This window comes from Pseudomonas sp. 43A, assembly GCF_013363935.1.
In the GTDB taxonomy this organism is placed as follows: domain Bacteria; phylum Pseudomonadota; class Gammaproteobacteria; order Pseudomonadales; family Pseudomonadaceae; genus Aquipseudomonas; species Aquipseudomonas crudilactis.
The window spans coordinates 5,167,791-5,186,195 of record NZ_CP054880.1 but is presented as its reverse complement, the minus strand read 5'-3'; the positions used below and the strand labels follow the sequence as shown (position 1 = coordinate 5,186,195).

Annotated in this window: 13 protein-coding genes and 4 tRNA genes; 10 read left to right on the top strand and 7 right to left on the bottom strand. The window is 59.5% G+C overall.

Annotated features, from left to right (window positions below):
- Nucleotides 1-96 precede the first annotated feature (96 nt).
- A complete protein-coding gene (gene rmuC, locus HUW52_RS22605; RefSeq protein ID WP_175555724.1) occupies nt 97-1,461 on the top strand; it encodes a DNA recombination protein RmuC in 1,365 nt (454 codons plus the stop codon).
- 88 nt (nt 1,462-1,549) lie between these two features.
- On the opposite strand, the gene HUW52_RS22600 is transcribed toward rmuC, so the two are convergent.
- Together HUW52_RS22600 and HUW52_RS22595 are read right to left on the bottom strand one after the other, a co-directional pair.
- On the bottom strand, nt 1,550-5,020 hold the full coding sequence (locus tag HUW52_RS22600; protein ID WP_175554957.1) for a PAS domain-containing hybrid sensor histidine kinase/response regulator: 3,471 nt from the start codon (nt 5,018-5,020) through the stop codon (nt 1,550-1,552).
- Nucleotides 5,021-5,176: 156 nt separating this feature from the next.
- Nucleotides 5,177-5,719 carry a TetR/AcrR family transcriptional regulator gene (locus HUW52_RS22595; protein ID WP_175554956.1) on the bottom strand — a complete coding sequence of 181 codons (543 nt, stop codon included), beginning with the start codon at nt 5,717-5,719 and terminating at the stop codon, nt 5,177-5,179.
- Nucleotides 5,720-5,810: 91 nt separating this feature from the next.
- On the opposite strand from HUW52_RS22595, the gene HUW52_RS22590 reads away from it, so the two are divergent.
- From HUW52_RS22590 to HUW52_RS22575, 4 genes are all read left to right on the top strand, one after another.
- Nucleotides 5,811-6,998, top strand: coding sequence for an MFS transporter (locus HUW52_RS22590; RefSeq protein WP_175554955.1), 1,188 nt, complete (start codon nt 5,811-5,813; stop codon nt 6,996-6,998).
- 51 nt (nt 6,999-7,049) lie between these two features.
- On the top strand, nt 7,050-7,361 hold the full coding sequence (locus tag HUW52_RS22585; protein WP_175554954.1) for a cupin domain-containing protein: 312 nt from the start codon (nt 7,050-7,052) through the stop codon (nt 7,359-7,361).
- Nucleotides 7,362-7,466: 105 nt separating this feature from the next.
- The gene (locus tag HUW52_RS22580) at nt 7,467-8,618 is read left to right on the top strand and encodes a TDT family transporter (protein ID WP_175555723.1); all 1,152 of its coding nucleotides are present in this window, start codon (nt 7,467-7,469) and stop codon (nt 8,616-8,618) included.
- A gap of 99 nt (nt 8,619-8,717) precedes the next feature.
- Nucleotides 8,718-10,592 carry an MFS transporter gene (locus tag HUW52_RS22575; RefSeq protein ID WP_175554953.1) on the top strand — a complete coding sequence of 625 codons (1,875 nt, stop codon included), beginning with the start codon at nt 8,718-8,720 and terminating at the stop codon, nt 10,590-10,592.
- A 97-nt stretch (nt 10,593-10,689) separates the two neighbouring features.
- On the opposite strand, the gene sugE is transcribed toward HUW52_RS22575, so the two are convergent.
- The 3 genes from sugE to rdgC form a co-directional block, all read right to left on the bottom strand.
- Nucleotides 10,690-11,004, bottom strand: a complete 315-nt coding sequence (gene sugE / locus HUW52_RS22570) for a quaternary ammonium compound efflux SMR transporter SugE (RefSeq protein WP_003223093.1) — start codon at nt 11,002-11,004, stop codon at nt 10,690-10,692.
- A gap of 119 nt (nt 11,005-11,123) precedes the next feature.
- Nucleotides 11,124-12,089 (bottom strand): bile acid:sodium symporter family protein, encoded by a 966-nt coding sequence (locus HUW52_RS22565; RefSeq protein WP_095119977.1) that lies wholly within the window; start codon nt 12,087-12,089, stop codon nt 11,124-11,126.
- A 148-nt stretch (nt 12,090-12,237) separates the two neighbouring features.
- The gene (gene rdgC, locus HUW52_RS22560) at nt 12,238-13,158 is read right to left on the bottom strand and encodes a recombination-associated protein RdgC (RefSeq protein ID WP_007919763.1); all 921 of its coding nucleotides are present in this window, start codon (nt 13,156-13,158) and stop codon (nt 12,238-12,240) included.
- A 159-nt stretch (nt 13,159-13,317) separates the two neighbouring features.
- On the opposite strand from rdgC, the gene HUW52_RS22555 reads away from it, so the two are divergent.
- The 5 genes from HUW52_RS22555 (at nt 13,318) to HUW52_RS22535 (ending at nt 15,449) form a co-directional block, all read left to right on the top strand.
- Nucleotides 13,318-13,393 (top strand) — tRNA-Val (locus HUW52_RS22555).
- Between the two features lie 19 nt (nt 13,394-13,412).
- A tRNA-Asp gene (locus HUW52_RS22550) sits at nt 13,413-13,489 on the top strand.
- A 200-nt stretch (nt 13,490-13,689) separates the two neighbouring features.
- A tRNA-Val gene (locus HUW52_RS22545) sits at nt 13,690-13,765 on the top strand.
- Between the two features lie 19 nt (nt 13,766-13,784).
- Nucleotides 13,785-13,861 (top strand) — tRNA-Asp (locus HUW52_RS22540).
- 205 nt (nt 13,862-14,066) lie between these two features.
- The gene (locus HUW52_RS22535; protein ID WP_175554952.1) at nt 14,067-15,449 is read left to right on the top strand and encodes a hypothetical protein; all 1,383 of its coding nucleotides are present in this window, start codon (nt 14,067-14,069) and stop codon (nt 15,447-15,449) included.
- On the opposite strand, the gene HUW52_RS22530 is transcribed toward HUW52_RS22535, so the two are convergent.
- Nucleotides 15,431-16,594, bottom strand: coding sequence for a catalase family protein (locus tag HUW52_RS22530; RefSeq protein ID WP_175554951.1), 1,164 nt, complete (start codon nt 16,592-16,594; stop codon nt 15,431-15,433). The two genes, HUW52_RS22535 and HUW52_RS22530, sit on opposite strands and share 19 nt — an antisense overlap.
- On the bottom strand, nt 16,591-18,399 hold the full coding sequence (locus HUW52_RS22525) for a di-heme-cytochrome C peroxidase (RefSeq protein WP_175554950.1): 1,809 nt from the start codon (nt 18,397-18,399) through the stop codon (nt 16,591-16,593). Before HUW52_RS22525 ends, HUW52_RS22530 begins: the two co-directional genes overlap by 4 nt.
- Nucleotides 18,400-18,405: the final 6 nt, after the last annotated feature.

The following is an 18,405-nucleotide window of genomic DNA, read 5'->3' as shown; positions in this document are numbered from 1 at the left end:
AGCGTGTTGCTCGGTCTCGCAGGGGCAGGGCTGCCATTGTTGGCACTCGCCTGGCAACTGCAGCGCCGGGCGAGCAATGGCCAGGCCGAGGTCGCCTTGCTCGAAGAGCGGCTGGCCATGGCACAGCTGGCCCAGGACGGACTCAACGCGCAGCTCGACGCCAGCCGCGATGAAGTCGCCGATCTCGGCCATGCCAATGCCGCCAAGCAGGCTGATCTAGCGGCTCTGCGCCGGGAAGTCGAACTGCTGCAGATCGAGCGTGACGACGCCCGCGATGCTTCTCACGCCTGGAACCTCGAACGCGCCAATAAAGAAGCTGAGCTGCGCCGCCTCGACGCACAGGCCGCTTCGCTGAACGCTGAACTGCGCGAGCAACAGGAAAGCCACCAGCAACGCCTCAACGACCTGCAAGGCTCGCGCGATGAACTGCGTGCGCAGTTTGCCGAACTCGCCGGGAAGATCTTCGATGAGCGCGAGCAGCGCTTTGCCGAGACCAGCCAGCAACGGCTCGGCCAGTTGCTCGATCCGCTCAAGGAACGCATTCAATCCTTCGAAAAACGCGTGGAAGAAAGTTATCAGGCCGAGGCCCGCGAGCGTTTCTCGCTAGCCAAGGAACTGGAGCGCTTGCAGGCGCTCAATCTGCGTCTGAGCGACGAAGCCACCAATCTGACCCGTGCCCTCAAAGGCCAGAAAACCCAAGGCAACTGGGGCGAGCTGATTCTCGAACGTGTGCTTGAACACGCCGGTCTGGAGAAGGGCCGCGAGTACCAGACGCAGGTCAACCTCAAAGGTCCGGACGGCGAGCGCTTCCAGCCTGACGTGATCATTTACTTGCCGGGCGACAAGCAAGTGGTGGTGGACTCCAAGGTGAGCCTCACCGCGTACCAGCAATACGTGGCTGCCGACGACGACACCCTTGGGCAGATCGCGATCAAGCAGCACGTGCTGTCGTTGCGTAATCACGTCAAAGGTCTGGCCGGCAAGGACTACAAGCGTCTGGAAGGCCTGCACAGCCTCGATTTCGTTTTGCTGTTCGTGCCGATCGAGGCCGCATTTTCGGCGGCGTTGCAGGCTGAGCCATCACTGTTTCAGGACGCCTTCGACCGCAACATCGTCATCGTCAGCCCGACCACCTTGCTGGCGACTTTGCGCGTAATCGATAGCCTCTGGAAGCAGGAGCGCCAGAGCCAGAACGCCCGGGAAATCGCCGAGCGCGCCGGTTGGCTCTACGACAAGTTCGTGCTGTTTATTCAGGATCTGGACGAGGTTGGCAATCGTCTGCAACAACTGGATAAAGCCTACAGTTCAGCGCGCAACAAGCTGACCGAGGGGCGTGGCAACCTGGTCAGTCGCAGTGAGCAGCTCAAGTTGCTGGGTGCGCGGGCAAGCAAGAGTTTGCCGGCGGATTTGCTGGAGCGGGCGATGACCGATGTCGATGGTCTCGTCGAACTCCCTGAATAAAGATCAAAAGATCGCAGCCTCCGGCAGCTCCTACATTGGTACGGCGTACATCCTGTAGGAGCTGCCGGAGGCTGCGATCTTTTTGCTTCTATAGCGGCAAATACCGACTCAACAACGCCCGCAACGCCGCCGGCTTCACCGGTTTGGCCAGATAATCCAGCCCCGCCGCATGCACCTGCGCGACCATCTCCGGTCGCCCGTCAGCACTGATCACCACCCCTGGCACCGGCTCACCCAGATGCGTGCGCAACCACGCCATCAACTCGGTGCCGGTATCCCCGTGATCGAGGTGATAGTCAACCAGCGCCACTTGCGGTCGCATCCCCTCGCTCAACAACGCCGCGCACTCCTCACGATTACGTGCCGTCCACACCTGACAGCCCCAGCGGCTCAGCAGGCTGTTCATGCCGATCAGAATGCTGTCTTCATTGTCGATGCACAGCACCTGTGCGCCGCTCAGCAATTTGCCATTCAATTCAACCGCGGCGCTCGCCGGCACGGTTTGTGAGCGAGCCAGCGGCACGCTGACGCTGAATACGCTGCCGCGGCCGGGCCACGAGCGCACTCGCAAAGTGTGGCCGAGCACGCGGCACAAACCATCGGCAATTGCCAAACCCAGTCCGAGGCCTTTTTCAGCGCGGGTCTGATGGCTGTCGAGGCGTTTGAATTCCTCGAAAATCACCTGCTGTTTGTCTTCCGGAATCCCTGGCCCGCGATCCCACACTTCCAGGCACAACTCGCCGCCACGTCGACGCACGCCCAGCAACACCGGGCCTTTGGCGTAACGAAATGCGTTGGTGAGGAAGTTCTGCAGAATACGTCTGAGCAATTTGATGTCGCTGTCGATGCGTAGATGACTGCCGCGTACACGGAAGGTCAAACCTTGTTCCTGGGCCAGCGCCTTGAACTCGGCACCGAGAATGTCGAACAGCTCATTGACCGCGAACGGCTTGCGATCCGGATTGATCTTGCCGTTTTCCAGGCGGGAAATATCCAGCAGATCACTGATCAGATCCTCGGCCGAGCGCAAGGAACTGTCGAGATGTTGCACCAGTGTCTGCGCCTCGCTGCTCAAGCCGTCATCCTGATGGGAGAGGGCGGCGGAGAACAGGCGGGCGGCGTTCAGCGGTTGCATCAAGTCATGGCTGACCGCCGCGAGGAAGCGGGTTTTCGACTGGTTGGCCGCCTCGGCGGTGCCCTTGGCTTCGGTCAGCGCGACGTTGAGTTGCGACAGTTCCTGGGTGCGTTCGCTGACTCGCTGCTCCAGCCCTTCGTTGGCTTCGGTCAGCGCCTGCTCGGCTTCGCGGAACGCGGTGATGTCAGTGAAACTCATGACGAAACCGCCACCCGGCATCGGGTTGCCGATCAGCTCGATCACCCGGCCGTTGGGGAACAGCCGCTCAGACGTATGCGCGCGGCCCTGGCGCATCCAGTGCAAGCGGCGGGCAACGTGGACTTCCGCTTCGCCGGGGCCGCACAGGCCGCGCTCGGCGTTGTAGCGAATGATGTCGGCAATCGGCCGGCCGACGCTGATCAGACCGTCCGGGTAATTGAACAACTCCAGATAACGCCGGTTCCAGGCCACCAGTTTCAGCGACTGGTCGACCACGCTGATGCCTTGGGTAATGTTCTCGATCGCACCTTGCAGCAAGGCGCGGTTGAACTGCAGCACCTCGGAGGCTTCGTCGGCGATGCGGACGACGTCCTCCAGTTGCATTTCCCGACCTTCGATGGCGGCTTTTACCACCGCGCGCGTCGAAGAAGCGCCGAGGACACCGGCCAGCAAGCGCTCGGTATGGGCGATCCATTCGCCGTCGGCATTCTGGTTCGGGTTGAAGCCTTTGCCTTGGCGATAGGCGAAGCGAATGAAGCTCTGGCGCGCACGTTCCTCGCCGACAAAACGCGCGGCCAATTGCAGCAAATCGTCAATCTGCACCGCCAGCATCGAGCGTGCACTCGGCCGTGCGCTGATCTCTTGACCGATGAAACGCCCGGCCTGCCAGTGCTCCGACACGCGCGTGCGCGACAGCACCGAAACCCAGGCGAACAGGGTGAAGTTACCGGCCAGCGACAGCACCACGCCTTGGGTCAGCGGGGTGATCGGCAAATTCAGCGGATTACTGTGCAGCCACGCCAGCCCCGGAAAACTGCTCAGCGACCAACCGAGACTGTGCGCGGCAATCGGCAGAATCAACGTGTAGAACCACAGGAATGTACCCGCGGCCAAACCGGCGAAAACCCCGCGGCGGTTGGCCTGCTTCCAGTACAGCGCGCCAAGCATCGCTGGCGCCAGTTGGGTCACCGCAGCGAAGGCGATCTGGCCGATGGTCGCCAGACTGGCGGTGGAACCGAGCAAGCGATAGCTGACGTACGCCAGCAACAGAATCACCACGATGCTCACGCGCCGTACCGAGAGCATCCATTGGCGGAATACTTCGAATGGGCGCTCCGCGTTATTGCGCCGCAGCAGCCACGGTAACAGCATGTCGTTGGAGACCATGGTCGACAGCGCCACGCTGGCGACAATCACCATGCCGGTTGCCGCTGACGCGCCACCGATAAACGCCAGCATTGCCAGCGCCGGATGCGCCTGCGCCAAGGGCAGGCTGATCACGAAGGAGTCGGGCAGTACGTCGCTGGGCAGCAGCATCTGACCGGCCAAGGCGATCGGCACTACAAACAGCGCGGCCAAGGCGAGATAGGCGGGAAACACCCATTTGGCCAGACGCAGATCCTGCGGATCGATGTTCTCCACCACCGTGACGTGGAACTGCCGGGGCAGGCAGATGATCGCCATCATCGCCACACCGGTCTGCACCACCATCGACGGCCAGTTGATGGTTTCTTTCCAGTATTCCTCGAGACGCGGGGCGAGCATGGCCTGGTTGAACAGATCATCGAAACCGTCATACAGGCCATAAGTGACGAAGGCGCCGACGGCGAGAAAAGCGAACAGTTTGACCAGCGATTCGAAAGCAATCGCCAGCACCATGCCCCGGTGGTGTTCGGTGGCATCGAGGTTGCGCGTGCCGAAGACGATGGTGAACAGCGCCAGCACCAGCGACACGATCAGCGCGGTGTCCTGGGCACGGGTGCCCATGGCGTCGGCACCGGCGCCGATCAACAGATTCACGCCGAGAACGATGCCTTTGAGTTGCAGGGCAATGTAGGGCAGGACGCCGACCAGACAGATCAGCGCTACGACCACCGCCAGCGATTGCGATTTGCCGTAGCGCGCGGCGATAAAGTCAGCGATGGAGGTGATGTTCTCCTGTTTGCTGATCATCACCATTTTTTGCAGGACCCATGGCGCGCCCACTAACAGCAGGATCGGCCCGAGGTAAATCGGCAGGAATGACCACAATTGCTCGGCGGCTTGACCGACTGCGCCGAAGAACGTCCAGCTGGTGCAATAAACTGCCAGCGACAGGCTGTACACCCAGGCACGCATGCGCGGCGGCAAGGGCGCGCTGCGTCGGTCGCCGTAAAAGGCGATGGCGAACATGATGGCCATATAGGCTAGGGCGACGGCGGCGATCAGCCCGGTGGACAGCGACATGCAACACTCCCGACAAAAGACTCCCCGGCACTCCTGCCCGGGCGGACAGTCTCGCATGCGCGGGGCGGTTAGTCAGTGTCGACCAAGGTCGTGGCGCGGCGGGGTGTCGCAGGTGGGGAAGCGGGTGGTTTCTGCCGTGACTGGCCAGCGATGGCGTCAGTCCTGACGCAGCGCAATATCGATCAGCCGATGCAGCTCATCTACCTCCAGCGCCGCCGCCGAAAACAGAATCCGGAACACCACCGGCGCCACCACCAGATTGATCAACCGATCAACGCTCGGCGCCACCTCATCCGGATGCCGTTCGATGATCGTCTGCAACTGCGCGCCAATGATCGTCACGCAATACCCCGGCGTAGCGCTCGCCTGCACGTCGCGCATCATATTGCGCCCAGGCTCCGAACTCATCTCATCGAGATATTGCTCGGCCCACGCGCGGATATCGCTGCGCAAGCTGCCGGTTTGCGCCGGTTCGCTGTCCGGGCGCATGCGGGCGAGGGCGACGTCGGCGAGCAGCGCCGCCAGATCACCCCAGCGCCGGTAAATCGTCGACGGTGTAACGCCCGCGCGCGCGGCGATTTGCGGGACGGTCACGCTCGAACGCTCCTGCTCCTGCAGGAGCGCGCGGACTGCCGAATGAATTGCATCTTGCACCCGGGCACTGCGGCCGCCGGGGCGTAAACCTTCTTTAATAGCCATGCCGCAGACCTTAACACAAAGAATTTGCTTTAAGCGCGAGGCAGTAGCACACTCCGCAAAAGCAAAAAATTAGCTTTTGCGGAGTGTGCCCATGATCAGCCTTGCTTCCAATCGATCCAGCCTGTGGTTTCTGGCGATCACCTTACTCAGTTTTCTCGCTGCTTCCACGGCGCCGACGCCGCTGTATCACTTGTATCAGGATCAACTGCATTTCTCGGCAGCTGTTCTGACCCTGATTTTCGGCGTCTACGCCCTCAGCCTGTTGGCGGCGCTATTAACTGTCGGCTCGCTGTCCGATCACCTGGGACGCAAACCGGTGATCTTCACCGCCGTGTTGCTCAACGCGTTGGCGATGCTGCTGTTTATCTATGCCGACAGCGTGGCGTGGCTGATCAGCGCGCGTGTTCTGCAAGGATTTGCCACCGGCATGGCCACCGCTGTTTTAAGCGCGACCCTGCTCGACACGGATCGCCAGCAGGGGCCGTTGATCAACAGTGTGGCGCCGTTGCTCGGCATGGCCTTGGGCGGCATGGGCTGCGGTTTGTTGGCCGAATTTGCGCCGGCGCCGTTGCAACTGACCTATTGGCTGCTGCTCGCACTGTTTGTATTACAGGGCATTTATGTCTGGCGTCTGCCGGAAAGCGTTACGCCGCAAGCCGGAGCGTGGGCATCGTTGCGGCCGACTTTGCATGTGCCGGTGCAGGCACGTTCAACGTTGTGGCGAGTGTTGCCGCTGAACACCGCAACCTGGGCGCTCGGCGGTTTCTACGCCTCCCTCGCGCCATCGCTGGTGCGCACCGCCACCGGTTCGACTTCCAATCTGATCGGCGGCGCAACCGTGGCTGCCCTGACGGTGACCGGTGCATTGATGATTTTCACGCTGCGCAATCGTTCTGCCGCGCGAGCATTGCAGTTGGGCGCGAGCCTGCTGCCGATCGGTCTGGTGTTGATTCTGCTGGGCGTGCACAGTGCCAGTCTGTCGGTGTTTTTCCTCGGCACGCTGGTCGCCGGTTGCGGCTTTGGTTCGGGATTTCTCGGTGCCGTGCGCAGCCTCGTGCCGCTGGCTTTGCCCCATGAGCGCGCCGGGTTGATGGCCGCGTATTACGTGCTCAGTTATCTGGCGTTCTGCCTGCCGGCATTGCTCGCCGGGCACTTGTCGCGCAACTACGGTTTGCTGGCGACCACCGATGGTTATGGGGCGATTTTGATCGTCTTGGCTGTCGGCGCCCTGTTGCTGAGCCTGCGTCCAGCGCCATCCAAAGTGTGCCGCGTTCCATAAACGGCGCGCTTTCGGTTAGCCTTGCCCAGCCTTCTTCTCACGGATCGACTCATGAAGATTATTCGCAGCAAGGCCTTCACCGCCGAGCGCGCCTGGGGCGCGCTGGACATCGCCAACATGAACGGCATCACCACGCGCCTGCACTGGACGGATCAGCCGTACAAATGGCACGTCAACGATGGCGAGGAAGTGTTTGTGGTGCTCGATGGCCAAGTGCTGATGCATTACCGCGAGCAGGGCGAAGAAAAACAGGTGCAGCTGGATGTCGGCGACATCTTCTATGCGAGCGTCGGCACCGAGCACGTCGCCCATCCACAAGGCGCAGCGCGGATTCTGGTGATCGAGAGCGAAGGCAGCGTCTGACTGCATATTGGTAAAACAGATAACAGTTAGAGAAATTACCCGTTATATAGATATTCGATTCGGTTCTACCATGGGTTCAACCTCACCAGAGGAGAGGACTCCATGATGACTTGCCCCAACAGCGCCAAACCCGGCATCAAGCCGTTCAGCCAGCTTCAGCATCCACGCGAAGTGATCCGCCAGTTCACCCCGAACTGGTTCGCCGCGACCATGGGCACCGGCGTGTTGGCGTTGGCGCTGGCGCAACTGCCGGTGGCCATTCCAGGCCTGCACGCTTTCGCTGAAGGTTTGTGGTTGTTCAACATTCTGTTGTTCACCCTGTTTACCGCTGCGTACGCTGCGCGCTGGATCTTGTTCTTCGATGAGGCGCGGCGGATTTTCGGCCACTCCACGGTATCGATGTTCTTCGGCACGATTCCGATGGGCCTGGCGACGATCATCAACGGCTTTCTGTTGTTTGGTCTGCCGCGCTGGGGCGACGGCGTGATTCATCTCGCCGAAGTGCTGTGGTGGATTGATGTGGCCATGTCGCTGGCTTGCGGCGTGCTGATTCCGTACATGATGTTTACCCGTCAGGAACACAGCATCGACCAGATGACCGCCGTTTGGCTGTTGCCGGTAGTGGCGGCAGAAGTGGCAGCGGCCAGCGGTGGTTTGCTCGCTCCGCACCTGACCGACGCCCATTCGCAACTGGTGGTACTGACAACGAGCTACGTGCTCTGGGCCTTTTCCCTACCGGTAGCGTTCAGCATTCTGACGATTCTGCTGCTGCGCATGGCTCTGCATAAACTGCCCCACGAAAACATGGCCGCTTCGAGCTGGCTGGCCCTCGGCCCGATCGGCACCGGTGCGCTGGGCATGTTGCTGCTGGGCGGTGATGCGCCAGCGATCTTCGCGGCAAACGGTCTGCCGGGCATCGGCGAAATCGCTTCGGGTCTTGGACTTATTGCAGGGATTACGCTGTGGGGCTTTGGTCTGTGGTGGATGCTGATGGCGCTGCTGATCACCGTGCGTTACTTGCGTGACGGCATTCCGTTCAACCTCGGCTGGTGGGGATTCACCTTCCCGTTGGGCGTGTATTCGCTGGCAACCCTGAAACTGGCGAGCACTCTGAACCTGACGTTTTTCAGCGTCTTCGGTACCGCGCTGGTGCTGTTGCTGGCGGTAATGTGGCTGATTGTCGGCAAACGCACCGTGCAAGGCGCCTGGCGAGGCGAGCTGTTTGTCTCGCCGTGCATCGCAGGTTTGAAGAAATAACCTGAAAAGTTTAGGTAAGGTGTGGCCTGGATCGCGGTTCGAGAATCCAATAAGCAGTATCCAGGCCTCTCTACCTTAAACATCAGGGAAACACGGAAGATGAGTCACCCCTCACAGTTCAACCTGCTGCGCACGCGGCGCTTCTTGCCGTTTTTCATCACGCAGTCGCTCGGCGCGTTCAACGACAACGTGTTCAAGCAGTCGCTGATCCTCGCCATTCTCTATCGCTTGACCATCGAGGGTGACCGCTCGATCTGGGTCAACCTGTGTGCGCTGCTGTTTATTCTGCCGTTCTTTCTGTTCTCGGCATTGGCCGGGCAGTTCGGGGAGAAGTTCGCCAAGGACGCGCTGATCCGTCTGATCAAGCTCGCGGAAATTGCGATCATGGCCGTAGGATCGGTCGGTTTCCTCTTTGATCACTTGTCGCTGATGCTGGTGGCACTGTTCGCCATGGGCACGCACTCGGCGCTGTTCGGACCGGTGAAATATTCGATCCTGCCGCAGGCGCTGCGTGAGGATGAGCTGGTGGGTGGTAACGGCCTGGTGGAGATGGGCACGTTTCTGGCGATTCTCGCCGGGACGATTGGTGCCGGGGTCATCATGTCATCGACCCATTACGCGCCGCTGGTCTCGACTGCCATTGTCGGCATTGCCGTGCTGGGTTATCTGGCCAGCCGCAGCATCCCTCGCGCGGCTGCGTCATCCCCGGAAATGCGCCTGAACTGGAACATCTTCAGCCAATCCTGGGCCACCTTGAAACTTGGCCTGGGCCAGACCCCGGCGGTGTCGCGCTCGATCGTCGGCAACTCGTGGTTCTGGTTTGTCGGGGCGATTTACCTGACGCAGATTCCGGCCTACGCAAAAGAGTGGATGCACGGCGATGAAACTGTTGTAACGCTTATTCTCACTGTGTTCTCGGTTGGCATCGCGCTGGGTTCGATGCTTTGCGAGAAGCTGTCCGGGCGCAAGGTCGAGATCGGTCTGGTGCCGTTTGGCTCGTTCGGTCTGACCGTGTTCGGTCTGCTGTTGTGGTGGCATTCCGGCGGAATTCCCGACAGCGTCACCGGCCACAGCTGGATTGAAGTGCTCGGTTTCGTGCACACATGGGCAGTGTTGATCGACATCCTCGGCCTCGGCATCTTCGGTGGTTTCTACATCGTGCCGCTGTATGCCTTGATCCAGTCACGTACCGCTGAAAACGAGCGCGCGCGGGTGATTGCCGCCAACAACATTCTCAACGCGCTGTTTATGGTGGTGTCGGCCATCGTCTCGATCGTGCTGCTGAGCGTGGCCAAGCTGTCGATCCCGCAGCTGTTCCTCGTGGTGTCGCTGCTGAATATCGGCGTCAACGCCTACATCTTCAAGATCGTCCCCGAGTTCAGCATGCGTTTCATGATCTGGCTGCTCAGCCATTCCATGTACCGCGTCGAGCACCGCAACCTCGAGGCGATCCCCGATGAGGGCGCCGCGCTGTTGGTGTGCAATCACGTGTCGTTTGTTGATGCTTTGCTGATTGGCGGCGCGGTGCGTCGGCCGATTCGCTTTGTCATGTACTACAAAATTTACAACTTGCCGGTGCTGAACTTTATCTTCCGCACGGCGGGGACAATTCCGATTGCCGGGCGTAACGAAGACATCCAGATCTACGAAAAGGCCTTCACGCGGATTGCTCAATATCTGAAGGATGGTGAGCTGGTGTGCATCTTCCCGGAAGGCAAGCTGACGGCGGATGGCGAGATGAACGAGTTCCGGGGCGGGCTGACGCGGATTCTGGAGGAGACGCCAGTGCCGGTGATTCCGCTGGCGTTGCAAGGGCTGTGGGGGAGTTTCTTCAGTCGCGATCCGAACAAGGGCTTTTTTCACCGGTTGTGGTCGCGGGTGACGTTGGTGGCGGGTGCGCCGGTGGGCGTTGATGCGGCTGAGCCGGCGAAGTTGCAGGGGTTGGTCGGGGAGTTGCGCGGGGCAGTTAGATAGTCGGTGACTGTGTGGGCCTCATCGCGAGCAGGCTCACTCCTACATTTGAAACGCGTTCCCCTGTAGGAGTGAGCCTGCTCGCGATAGCGGTCGAGGCCTAGGCGCTGACCTTAAGCCCGATCAACCCGGTAATGATCAACGCCACGCTGGCCAGCCGGATCAATGCCATTGACTCGCCAAACAGGATGATCCCGGCAATCACCGTGCCCACTGCACCGACACCGGTCCAGATCGCATAGGCCGTGCCCAGCGGCAATTCCTTCATCGCAAGGCCCAACAGCCCAAGGCTGATGGCCATGGCCGCAACGGTCAGAACGGTGGGGAGTGGGCGGGTGAAGCCGTCGGTGTATTTCAGGCCGACGGCCCAGCCGACTTCGAACAGGCCGGCGAAAAACAGAATGATCCAGGACATGAGAGACCTCCATCGATTGACGGGGTCGTCCCCAGATTAATGACTCGATCGAGCCGCAGGGTCGTCCCCGCGTTGCGCGATAGTTTGACGAGCATTAACCCGGGGATCAAGTTTGCGCCTCAGTCGGCCGCTTGTTGCGCCAGCGAATCGCGATCTTCCTTCTCACTCATGCGCCGGAAGTACGTCGACAGCAGTGCCCCGGAAATATTGTGCCAAACGCTGAACAGCGCGCTCGGCACTGCCGCCAATGGCGAAAAATGCGCACTGGCCAACGCCGCGCCCAATCCCGAATTCTGCATGCCCACTTCCAGCGCCAGCGATTTGCGCTGGGCCAGCGGCAACTTGAACAGGCGCCCGGTGAAGTAGCCCAGCAAATAACCGAAGCTGTTGTGCAGCATGACCACGGCCATGATCAACAGGCCGGACTCGGCGATTTTCGCCTGACTGGCGGCCACGACGGCGGTGACGATGATCACGATGCTGACCACCGACACCAGCGGCAACACGTCTACGGCGTGACGAACCTTGTCGCCGAGCAACCGCTGGGCAACTACGCCGAGAATGATCGGCAGCAGCACCACTTGCAGGATTGACCAGAACAGCTCCATGAACGATACCGGCAACCATGCCGAGGCCAGCAGCCAGATCAACGCCGGGGTCAGCAGTGGGGCGAGGAGGGTGGTGACGGCAGCGATCGCGACCGACAACGCCAGATCGCCGCGAGCCAGCCAGGTCATCACGTTGGACGACGTGCCGCTTGGGCAGCAGCCGACCAGGATCACCCCGACGGCGATTTCCGGCGGCAGGTGAAACACCTGGCAGAGCAACCACGCTACGCCGGGCATGATCACGAAATGTGCAACCACGCCCAGCGCCACACGCCATGGATGGCGGGCAACGGCAGCGAAGTCGTCGAGTTTGAGGGTCAGGCCCATGCCGAACATCACCAGCCCGAGCAACGGCACGATCGCGCTTTTCAGGCCGAGGAACCACGCCGGTTGCAGGAACGCAATCACCGCGAAAATCAGAACCCAGTAAGCGAAGGTATTGCCGACAAAGCGGCTGAGTGCAGCCAGTGCGCGCATGGCTTGATCCTTATTATTAAATGAACACCACAAAACAAATGTAGGAGTGAGCCTGCTCGCGATAGCGATCTTTCAATCAACACATAAGTTGAATGTCAGTCCCTCATCGCGAGCAGGCTCACTCCTACAGTTTGGACATCACACGGCTTTAGATGCCTTGAGGAGTCTCTTCCCCACCCAACGCTTCCACCAGCGCCGGCAGGAAGTCGCCGAAGGTCAGCATCATCAGCGTGAAGCTGGCATCCAGTTGCCCCAACGCTTCATCACCGCCGTCCTGTTCCGCCTGATCCTGCAACAGATCTTCGAACTTCAGACGTTTGACGGTCATCTTGTCATCGAGCATGAACGACAGCTTGTCCTGCCAGGCCAGCGACAGTTGAGTCACGACTTTGCCGGTGCTCAGGTGCAGCTGGATTTCTTCGCTGGTCAGGTCCTGACGCTTGCAACGGACGATACCGCCGTCTTCGTGGGTGTCGCGCAGTTCGCACTCATCCAGTACATAGAAGTCGTCGGCGGCTTTTTGCGTGGTGACCCATTCGGTCATGGTCGCGGTAGGCGACATTTTTACGGTCAGCGGGCGGACGGGCAGGGTGCCGATCACTTCACGCAGGGTCGACAGGAGGTCTTCGGCACGTTTCGGGCTGGCCGAGTTGACCAGGATCAGGCCCTGTTTCGGCGCGATGGCGGCGAAGGTCGACGAGCGACGGATAAACGCGCGCGGCAAAAACGCCTGGATGATTTCATCCTTGATCTGATCGCGTTCCTTCTTATAGACCTTGCGCATCTGCTCGGCTTCGATCTCTTCGACCTTTTCCTTGACCGCGTCACGCACAACGCTGCCCGGCAGAATGCGTTCTTCTTTACGCGCGGAAATCAGCAGGAAGTCACCGCTGACGTGCACCAGTGGAGCATCTTCGCCTTTGCCGAACGGCGCGACGAAACCGTAGGTGGTCAACTCCTGGCTTGCACATGGACGCGCCAGTTTGGTGGCCAGTGCAGTTTCCAGCGCCTCGGCATCGACAGGCAGGTCTTGGGTCAGGCGATAGATAAGCAGGTTTTTGAACCACATGGGGTGAGTCTCTCCTTTATACAAAGGGGGGCATTATTGTCTTCGCCGTCCCATAGGCCAACCCTTCTCTAAGCCTTTGGAAGGCCTGAGAAAATTATTTAAAAAAGTGCTTGCCAGAGGTTGGGTCGCTCCGTAGAATGCGCGCCACACCGAAGCGAAGGGTGATTAGCTCAGCTGGGAGAGCGTCTGCCTTACAAGCAGAATGTCGGCGGTTCGATCCCGTCATCACCCACCATTCGTTTCAAGTGTTTAGCGCAGCGGTAGTTCAGTCGGTTAGAATACCGGCCTGTCACGCCGGGGGTCGCGGGTTCGAGTCCCGTCCGCTGCGCCATATTCGGTAACCTGGACCACTGAACGCCAGGTCACCACGGAAAAACCCGCCAAAGCGGGTTTTTTTCTGCCTCAAGGTTTGTACAGTTGTACCCGCGGGATGTGTCGCTTTACCGGTTTTCGGATTTATTTGAAAAAAACTTCAATTAAATCAACACTTTACGAAAACTTGTGGCATAATGCGTCCCGTAACGAAGCGAAGGGTGATTAGCTCAGCTGGGAGAGCGTCTGCCTTACAAGCAGAATGTCGGCGGTTCGATCCCGTCATCACCCACCATTCGTTTCAAGCGTTTCGCGCAGCGGTAGTTCAGTCGGTTAGAATACCGGCCTGTCACGCCGGGGGTCGCGGGTTCGAGTCCCGTCCGCTGCGCCATATTCGGTAATCTGGAACACTGAACGCCAGATCACCACAGAAAGCCCGCCTTGTGCGGGCTTTTTGCTGTCTGGGATTTGGGTATTTTTCGCGACCCATAACTATGTAGTGCCTGCCGGTTCCGTCGCTTTCGGACAATGAGCAATGTTCTTCATGACGCTTCTACGTCATAGAGCCAGCCAATTGCCCGACGAGAGCCAATCCAATGCCAAATCCCGCTGAAATTTCTGCCGCCGATGACGGCCAAGCGCTGTCGTTCCTGTCATCCAGTCCAGCCTTTCTTTCCAGCGATGACGCCGCTGCATGCCTGCACGGCCTGTTGAAGGCCCCGCGAAACGGCGAATTCAACGGGTTCATTCTGAAAACCGTTGATGCACGATTCATTTGCGCAGAGCGCATAGATGCGCCGGTGGCCGACGACAAGAATCATCAGGGCGATGCAACCACCAGGCAACCTGGCATACCCGCTGTAGTCGTCAGCGCGGCGGGGGAGCTGATTGTCCCGAGCGGCCTCACCCTTGAGGCGAGTTTTCACGCCCGTCCGGTGAAAGCGCAAGGTACCGATGAGGCCACAACCGAATGGATTCAGCGTAATCGTTTCTTCGCAATTTCAGATTTGTCGGAAGTGATGAATACGCACCGAAAATTCGCGAAATGTTATCTATCCGCGCGTAATGGGGGGCTTCTGTCATACACGTCGAAAGACTCGCCGTTTGAGCAGGAGCTTTCGCCGCGCCTTACCAGGAAAAGTAGCGGCCAGCCTCGACGTTTCGAGGAGTTGTATGAATATGGTTCGATTCCAAGCAGCCTGTGGATCTTGCTGACGTTGGCCGCCGGAACAACAACGGTCGTCGTAACCGGTGATCTCTGGCGGCACCGCGGCCACCTCAACGCCAGTTGGAGGACGGATATCCTGCAAGTACAGCCGGCACACTCAGCAATGCCGATCTTTGGTCCGATCTTTCAGGATGCCAAGGATGTTGCGCTTTATCTGCATACCAAATCACCTGAGTCGACAGCAGCGCAGCCCAATGTCGGCTTCATTCTCAAACATAACGTCAGTGATTTTTTTATTCTGACCGAACCGGTTTCCAGCCCTTACGCCAGCTTCGACCGGGCACAACTGTTTCCCAAGGATCAGCACGGCAATCCGTTGATCCCCCGCGAATTTCGTGTGCATGGCATTTACCATTCGATTCAGCCATTACCAACGGCACGTCTGGCTCCGAGCGAAGTGGAGCTTCAGCAGAATTTCTTCTCTGCAGCGGACCTCAAGGTCAGTCTGGACCGTGTAATCATGGCACCTCATCAGCGTGTTTTTGCCGTCACCCGCGATGGGGCGGTGCTACGTTTTGCCAAGCCGCTCATGCCGAAGGTCCGCGCGCTGCTTGTCGAACTGGCTCAAGGCCTTGAGCAGAAGTTAATCACTGGCGAGATCACGCCAACGATGTTTGTCGACAAAGTTGCCGACGCCGGGATCCTCAGTGTTCTGTTCCCGAGCAAGACCTGGCCCACTGTCGGAAGGATTACGGCATCGACCAGCGTTGTTGCCAGCAGGCGCCATACGGATCATTCGCTGTTGCGTTGATGGCGATAGTCGCTAATTGCTTCGTACACCGCTTTGCGTAACCGGTTGATGCCGCCGATCGGGCGATGCGCCTCAACGCCAAACCAAGGATTGAACGACAGGTTGTCGCATTGCAGATTCAGCGCCGGCTTATCGAAATCCTGCGGCGGCAGCGTGATTCGCGCTACGGTTTCGAAAGGCGCATCGTGCTCGCGCCATTCGATGCTGGTGTCTTCGATCGGCATGTATTTATTGGCATCCTGGCGCTGGATTTGCAGCATAAAACAGGCCGGTACCCGATCTGCAGACAACTGCTGATTCAACGCGCTGCGCAGGAAGTTTGGCAGGTCGTGGTTCTGTTTGGGCAATGTGTAAGCGGGGCAATTGTCTGGGTCTGGTGCTACGCGAAACTTTGCATTCGCGTCGCCGAACTTGTAGGGCGAAACCGAAAAGTATGTAGTCGCCGTCGGGCTGTCCGGCGGCGGCGACAATGTTGCCAAGGCAATAAACAAGTGACGGATCTGCCAGCTGCGCGGGTCCCACCCGGGGAAAAACGCCATGACCTTCTTGCCGTCAGCCTGCGCTGCCACATTCTGACGATACTCGGCGACATCGCTGACAAAGAAATTCGGATGGCTGAACATCACGAAATCCTGTTCATGCACTGCCTGGCGGTTGTCGAGCAACTGTTTTCCCGAAACGTCCAGCAGTTTGATCGCCATGCCCCTGGCGTCGCGGATGCTGTCGAACTGTGGGTAGGCATTGCCGTTGGACAGGCGAATCATTGCCTGCCAGGTTTTGCCTGGCTCACTGAATACGCCCTGTCGCAGCGACTGCGCCAGTTCCGGTAGAACCTGCACCTGAGCCTTGACGCAGCCATGGGCCTTGGCATGTGCGTCGCGCAGATAGCGTGTGCTTTCGCGATGTTGATCGACGACGCGCACGGCAGTCTGAATCACGTCCTGAGTCATCGCGGCTTCGCCGGGCGGAATCTGCTCCTGCGCCGAAACCGGGCCGCGGTGCTGCCAGGCAAACCATGCCGTGGCAGTGGCCCAGCCGAGGAGGCCGATGATGACCGTTATCAGCAGGACTTTGCCAAGCAGACGTCCAAGCCACAACCAGACTCTGGCCAACAGCGGCAGTTCTTTCTTGAAGGCCGAGATCATGGCAGTTGCGCCTCCAGTGGGCCGCCGAGGACTTTCAGGTATTCAAGCAGCGCCCAGCGTTCTTCGGGCTGCAGCAGCCGGCCAATCACGCCGTTGCCGCGTTCGCCAGCGCGGAATTCATGGCCGCTGTTGTGGTTGCCAGTGATGCGCGTGTCGAACAGGAAACCATTGGTAAAGGCTTCGGTGCGATAACCCAGATGTCGCGGATCGTATTCGAATGTGCCTTTGAAAAAGGTCGTGGCGCGCTCATCTTGCGGCGACAGCAACTGATAAAGGCTCGGCACCGAGCCGTTGTGCAGAAATGGCGCAGTAGCCCAGACACCGGCTAGCGGCCGGGCCTTGTAGGCGACTTTTTCGCGCACGCCGATTGGCAGGCCGAAGCCGTCCAGCCGGGGCTTTTCCTGTGGTGTGACGTTGGCGTCGCGGTAGGCGCGGTCTTCGACGAAGGCAGTGACGTAAGCCAGGCCCCTGGCCACCGACAGTTGGCTCAGATCCAGGGGTTGCTTGGGCGTCGGGTGCAGTTTGACGTCCAGGGTTTCGAGTTCCTTCAGATCCCATTGCAGGGCGGTCAGGTCGAAACGGTGGGTGGCGATATTGTTGGCGGCGGTCGGGTCGGTGCCGATGACGTCGACCGGCAGCATGTGCAAATGCTGCACCCAGCGCTGACCTTCCTGAGTCTGGCGCGGGACGTGACAACCGGCGCAATTCTCGGCAAACAGCATGCGCCCCTTCACTGCCTGTGGTTTGTCGATGGCGCCAAGCAGCTCCTCAGGCCAGGTGGGCGGCTTGAGCTTTTGCAGGGTTTCTTCGATCTTGTGCAGATCACGCACACGCACACTGGAGGCATAGCGTGCTTCGCCTTGCAGCGGCTGGCCGTTGCCATCGAAAAAATTCAGGGTGGCGCCGACGCCTAACGCTTCACCGATGTTGCGCGCCATCGGCTGCTGCGCCGAGCCGTTCCACTGCACCCAATCGAATGTCCACATGTCCCACAGCTGCGGGTAATCCACCGGGGCATTGGCCACGCGATAGTTGGCGGGGGAAATCGCATCGCCAAACGTCGCATTGGCAATGCGTCCAAAGGCATCGGCGCGGCCAGGACCTTCTTCGGTCGGATAGAGGCCGCGATGGGTATCGTTCCAGGCGACCTTGATGAATGTATTCAGAGAGGTTTTGACGTCTTTGCGCAATTGCTCGTGGCGCGTGTCGTATTCGTCGCCCAGCACGGTTCTGGCAAAACGTTCGAATTTCCATGGGTTGTAGTAAATCGCGGTCAGACTTGCCACCAACGCCTGTCCGAAACTGCCGCCGCGCAAAGTAGGAACGCTGGAAGGCAGCACATGTTGCGCGGTACCACCGTCGATCCGCACGGCTTGGCCGTTAAAGCGCAATTCGCCGGTGTGGCAAGCGGCGCAAGTGATGTCCAGATATTGCTCGGAGTTTCCGGGATTCTGGTGCCGGGCAAAACCGACGGGGAGGTTACCCGGATTGTTCGCCGTGGCTTTCTGCTGCGGATCAATCAGAAAACCGAAACGCGCGAGGTAATCGGGTGAGGCGAAACGTCGCTCCGAGAAGGGCAGCTCCAACGCCTGGAACCACTCATAGCGCAGGCCTTTGACCTGCGTGCCCTGAGGCGTGAAATAGTAGGTTTGCCGGTCTTCGTCATTCCACTGATCGAGGTAATGCACCTGCTCGGCGGGGGAGTAGAAGGGCAATTTCGGGTTGGCGACGTAGTACAGCATCACTGCGAGGACGACTCCCAGCAGCACGACGATCAGAGTCAGCACACGGAATAAAAGGCGCAAGATAAA

What these genes read in the sequence shown, in the direction of transcription:
- HUW52_RS22580 (WP_175555723.1), top strand. Translation starts at nt 7,467, where the DNA reads ATGACTTGCCCCAACAGCGCCAAACCCGGCATCAAGCCGTTCAGCCAG.
- HUW52_RS22595 (WP_175554956.1), bottom strand. Translation starts at nt 5,719, where the DNA reads ATGGCTATTAAAGAAGGTTTACGCCCCGGCGGCCGCAGTGCCCGGGTG.
- HUW52_RS22565 (WP_095119977.1), bottom strand. Translation starts at nt 12,089, where the DNA reads ATGCGCGCACTGGCTGCACTCAGCCGCTTTGTCGGCAATACCTTCGCT.
- rdgC (WP_007919763.1), bottom strand. Translation starts at nt 13,158, where the DNA reads ATGTGGTTCAAAAACCTGCTTATCTATCGCCTGACCCAAGACCTGCCT.
- HUW52_RS22590 (WP_175554955.1), top strand. Translation starts at nt 5,811, where the DNA reads ATGATCAGCCTTGCTTCCAATCGATCCAGCCTGTGGTTTCTGGCGATC.
- HUW52_RS22600 (WP_175554957.1), bottom strand. Translation starts at nt 5,020, where the DNA reads ATGTCGCTGTCCACCGGGCTGATCGCCGCCGTCGCCCTAGCCTATATG.
- HUW52_RS22535 (WP_175554952.1), top strand. Translation starts at nt 14,067, where the DNA reads ATGCCAAATCCCGCTGAAATTTCTGCCGCCGATGACGGCCAAGCGCTG.
- sugE (WP_003223093.1), bottom strand. Translation starts at nt 11,004, where the DNA reads ATGTCCTGGATCATTCTGTTTTTCGCCGGCCTGTTCGAAGTCGGCTGG.
- HUW52_RS22530 (WP_175554951.1), bottom strand. Translation starts at nt 16,594, where the DNA reads ATGATCTCGGCCTTCAAGAAAGAACTGCCGCTGTTGGCCAGAGTCTGG.
- HUW52_RS22585 (WP_175554954.1), top strand. Translation starts at nt 7,050, where the DNA reads ATGAAGATTATTCGCAGCAAGGCCTTCACCGCCGAGCGCGCCTGGGGC.
- HUW52_RS22575 (WP_175554953.1), top strand. Translation starts at nt 8,718, where the DNA reads ATGAGTCACCCCTCACAGTTCAACCTGCTGCGCACGCGGCGCTTCTTG.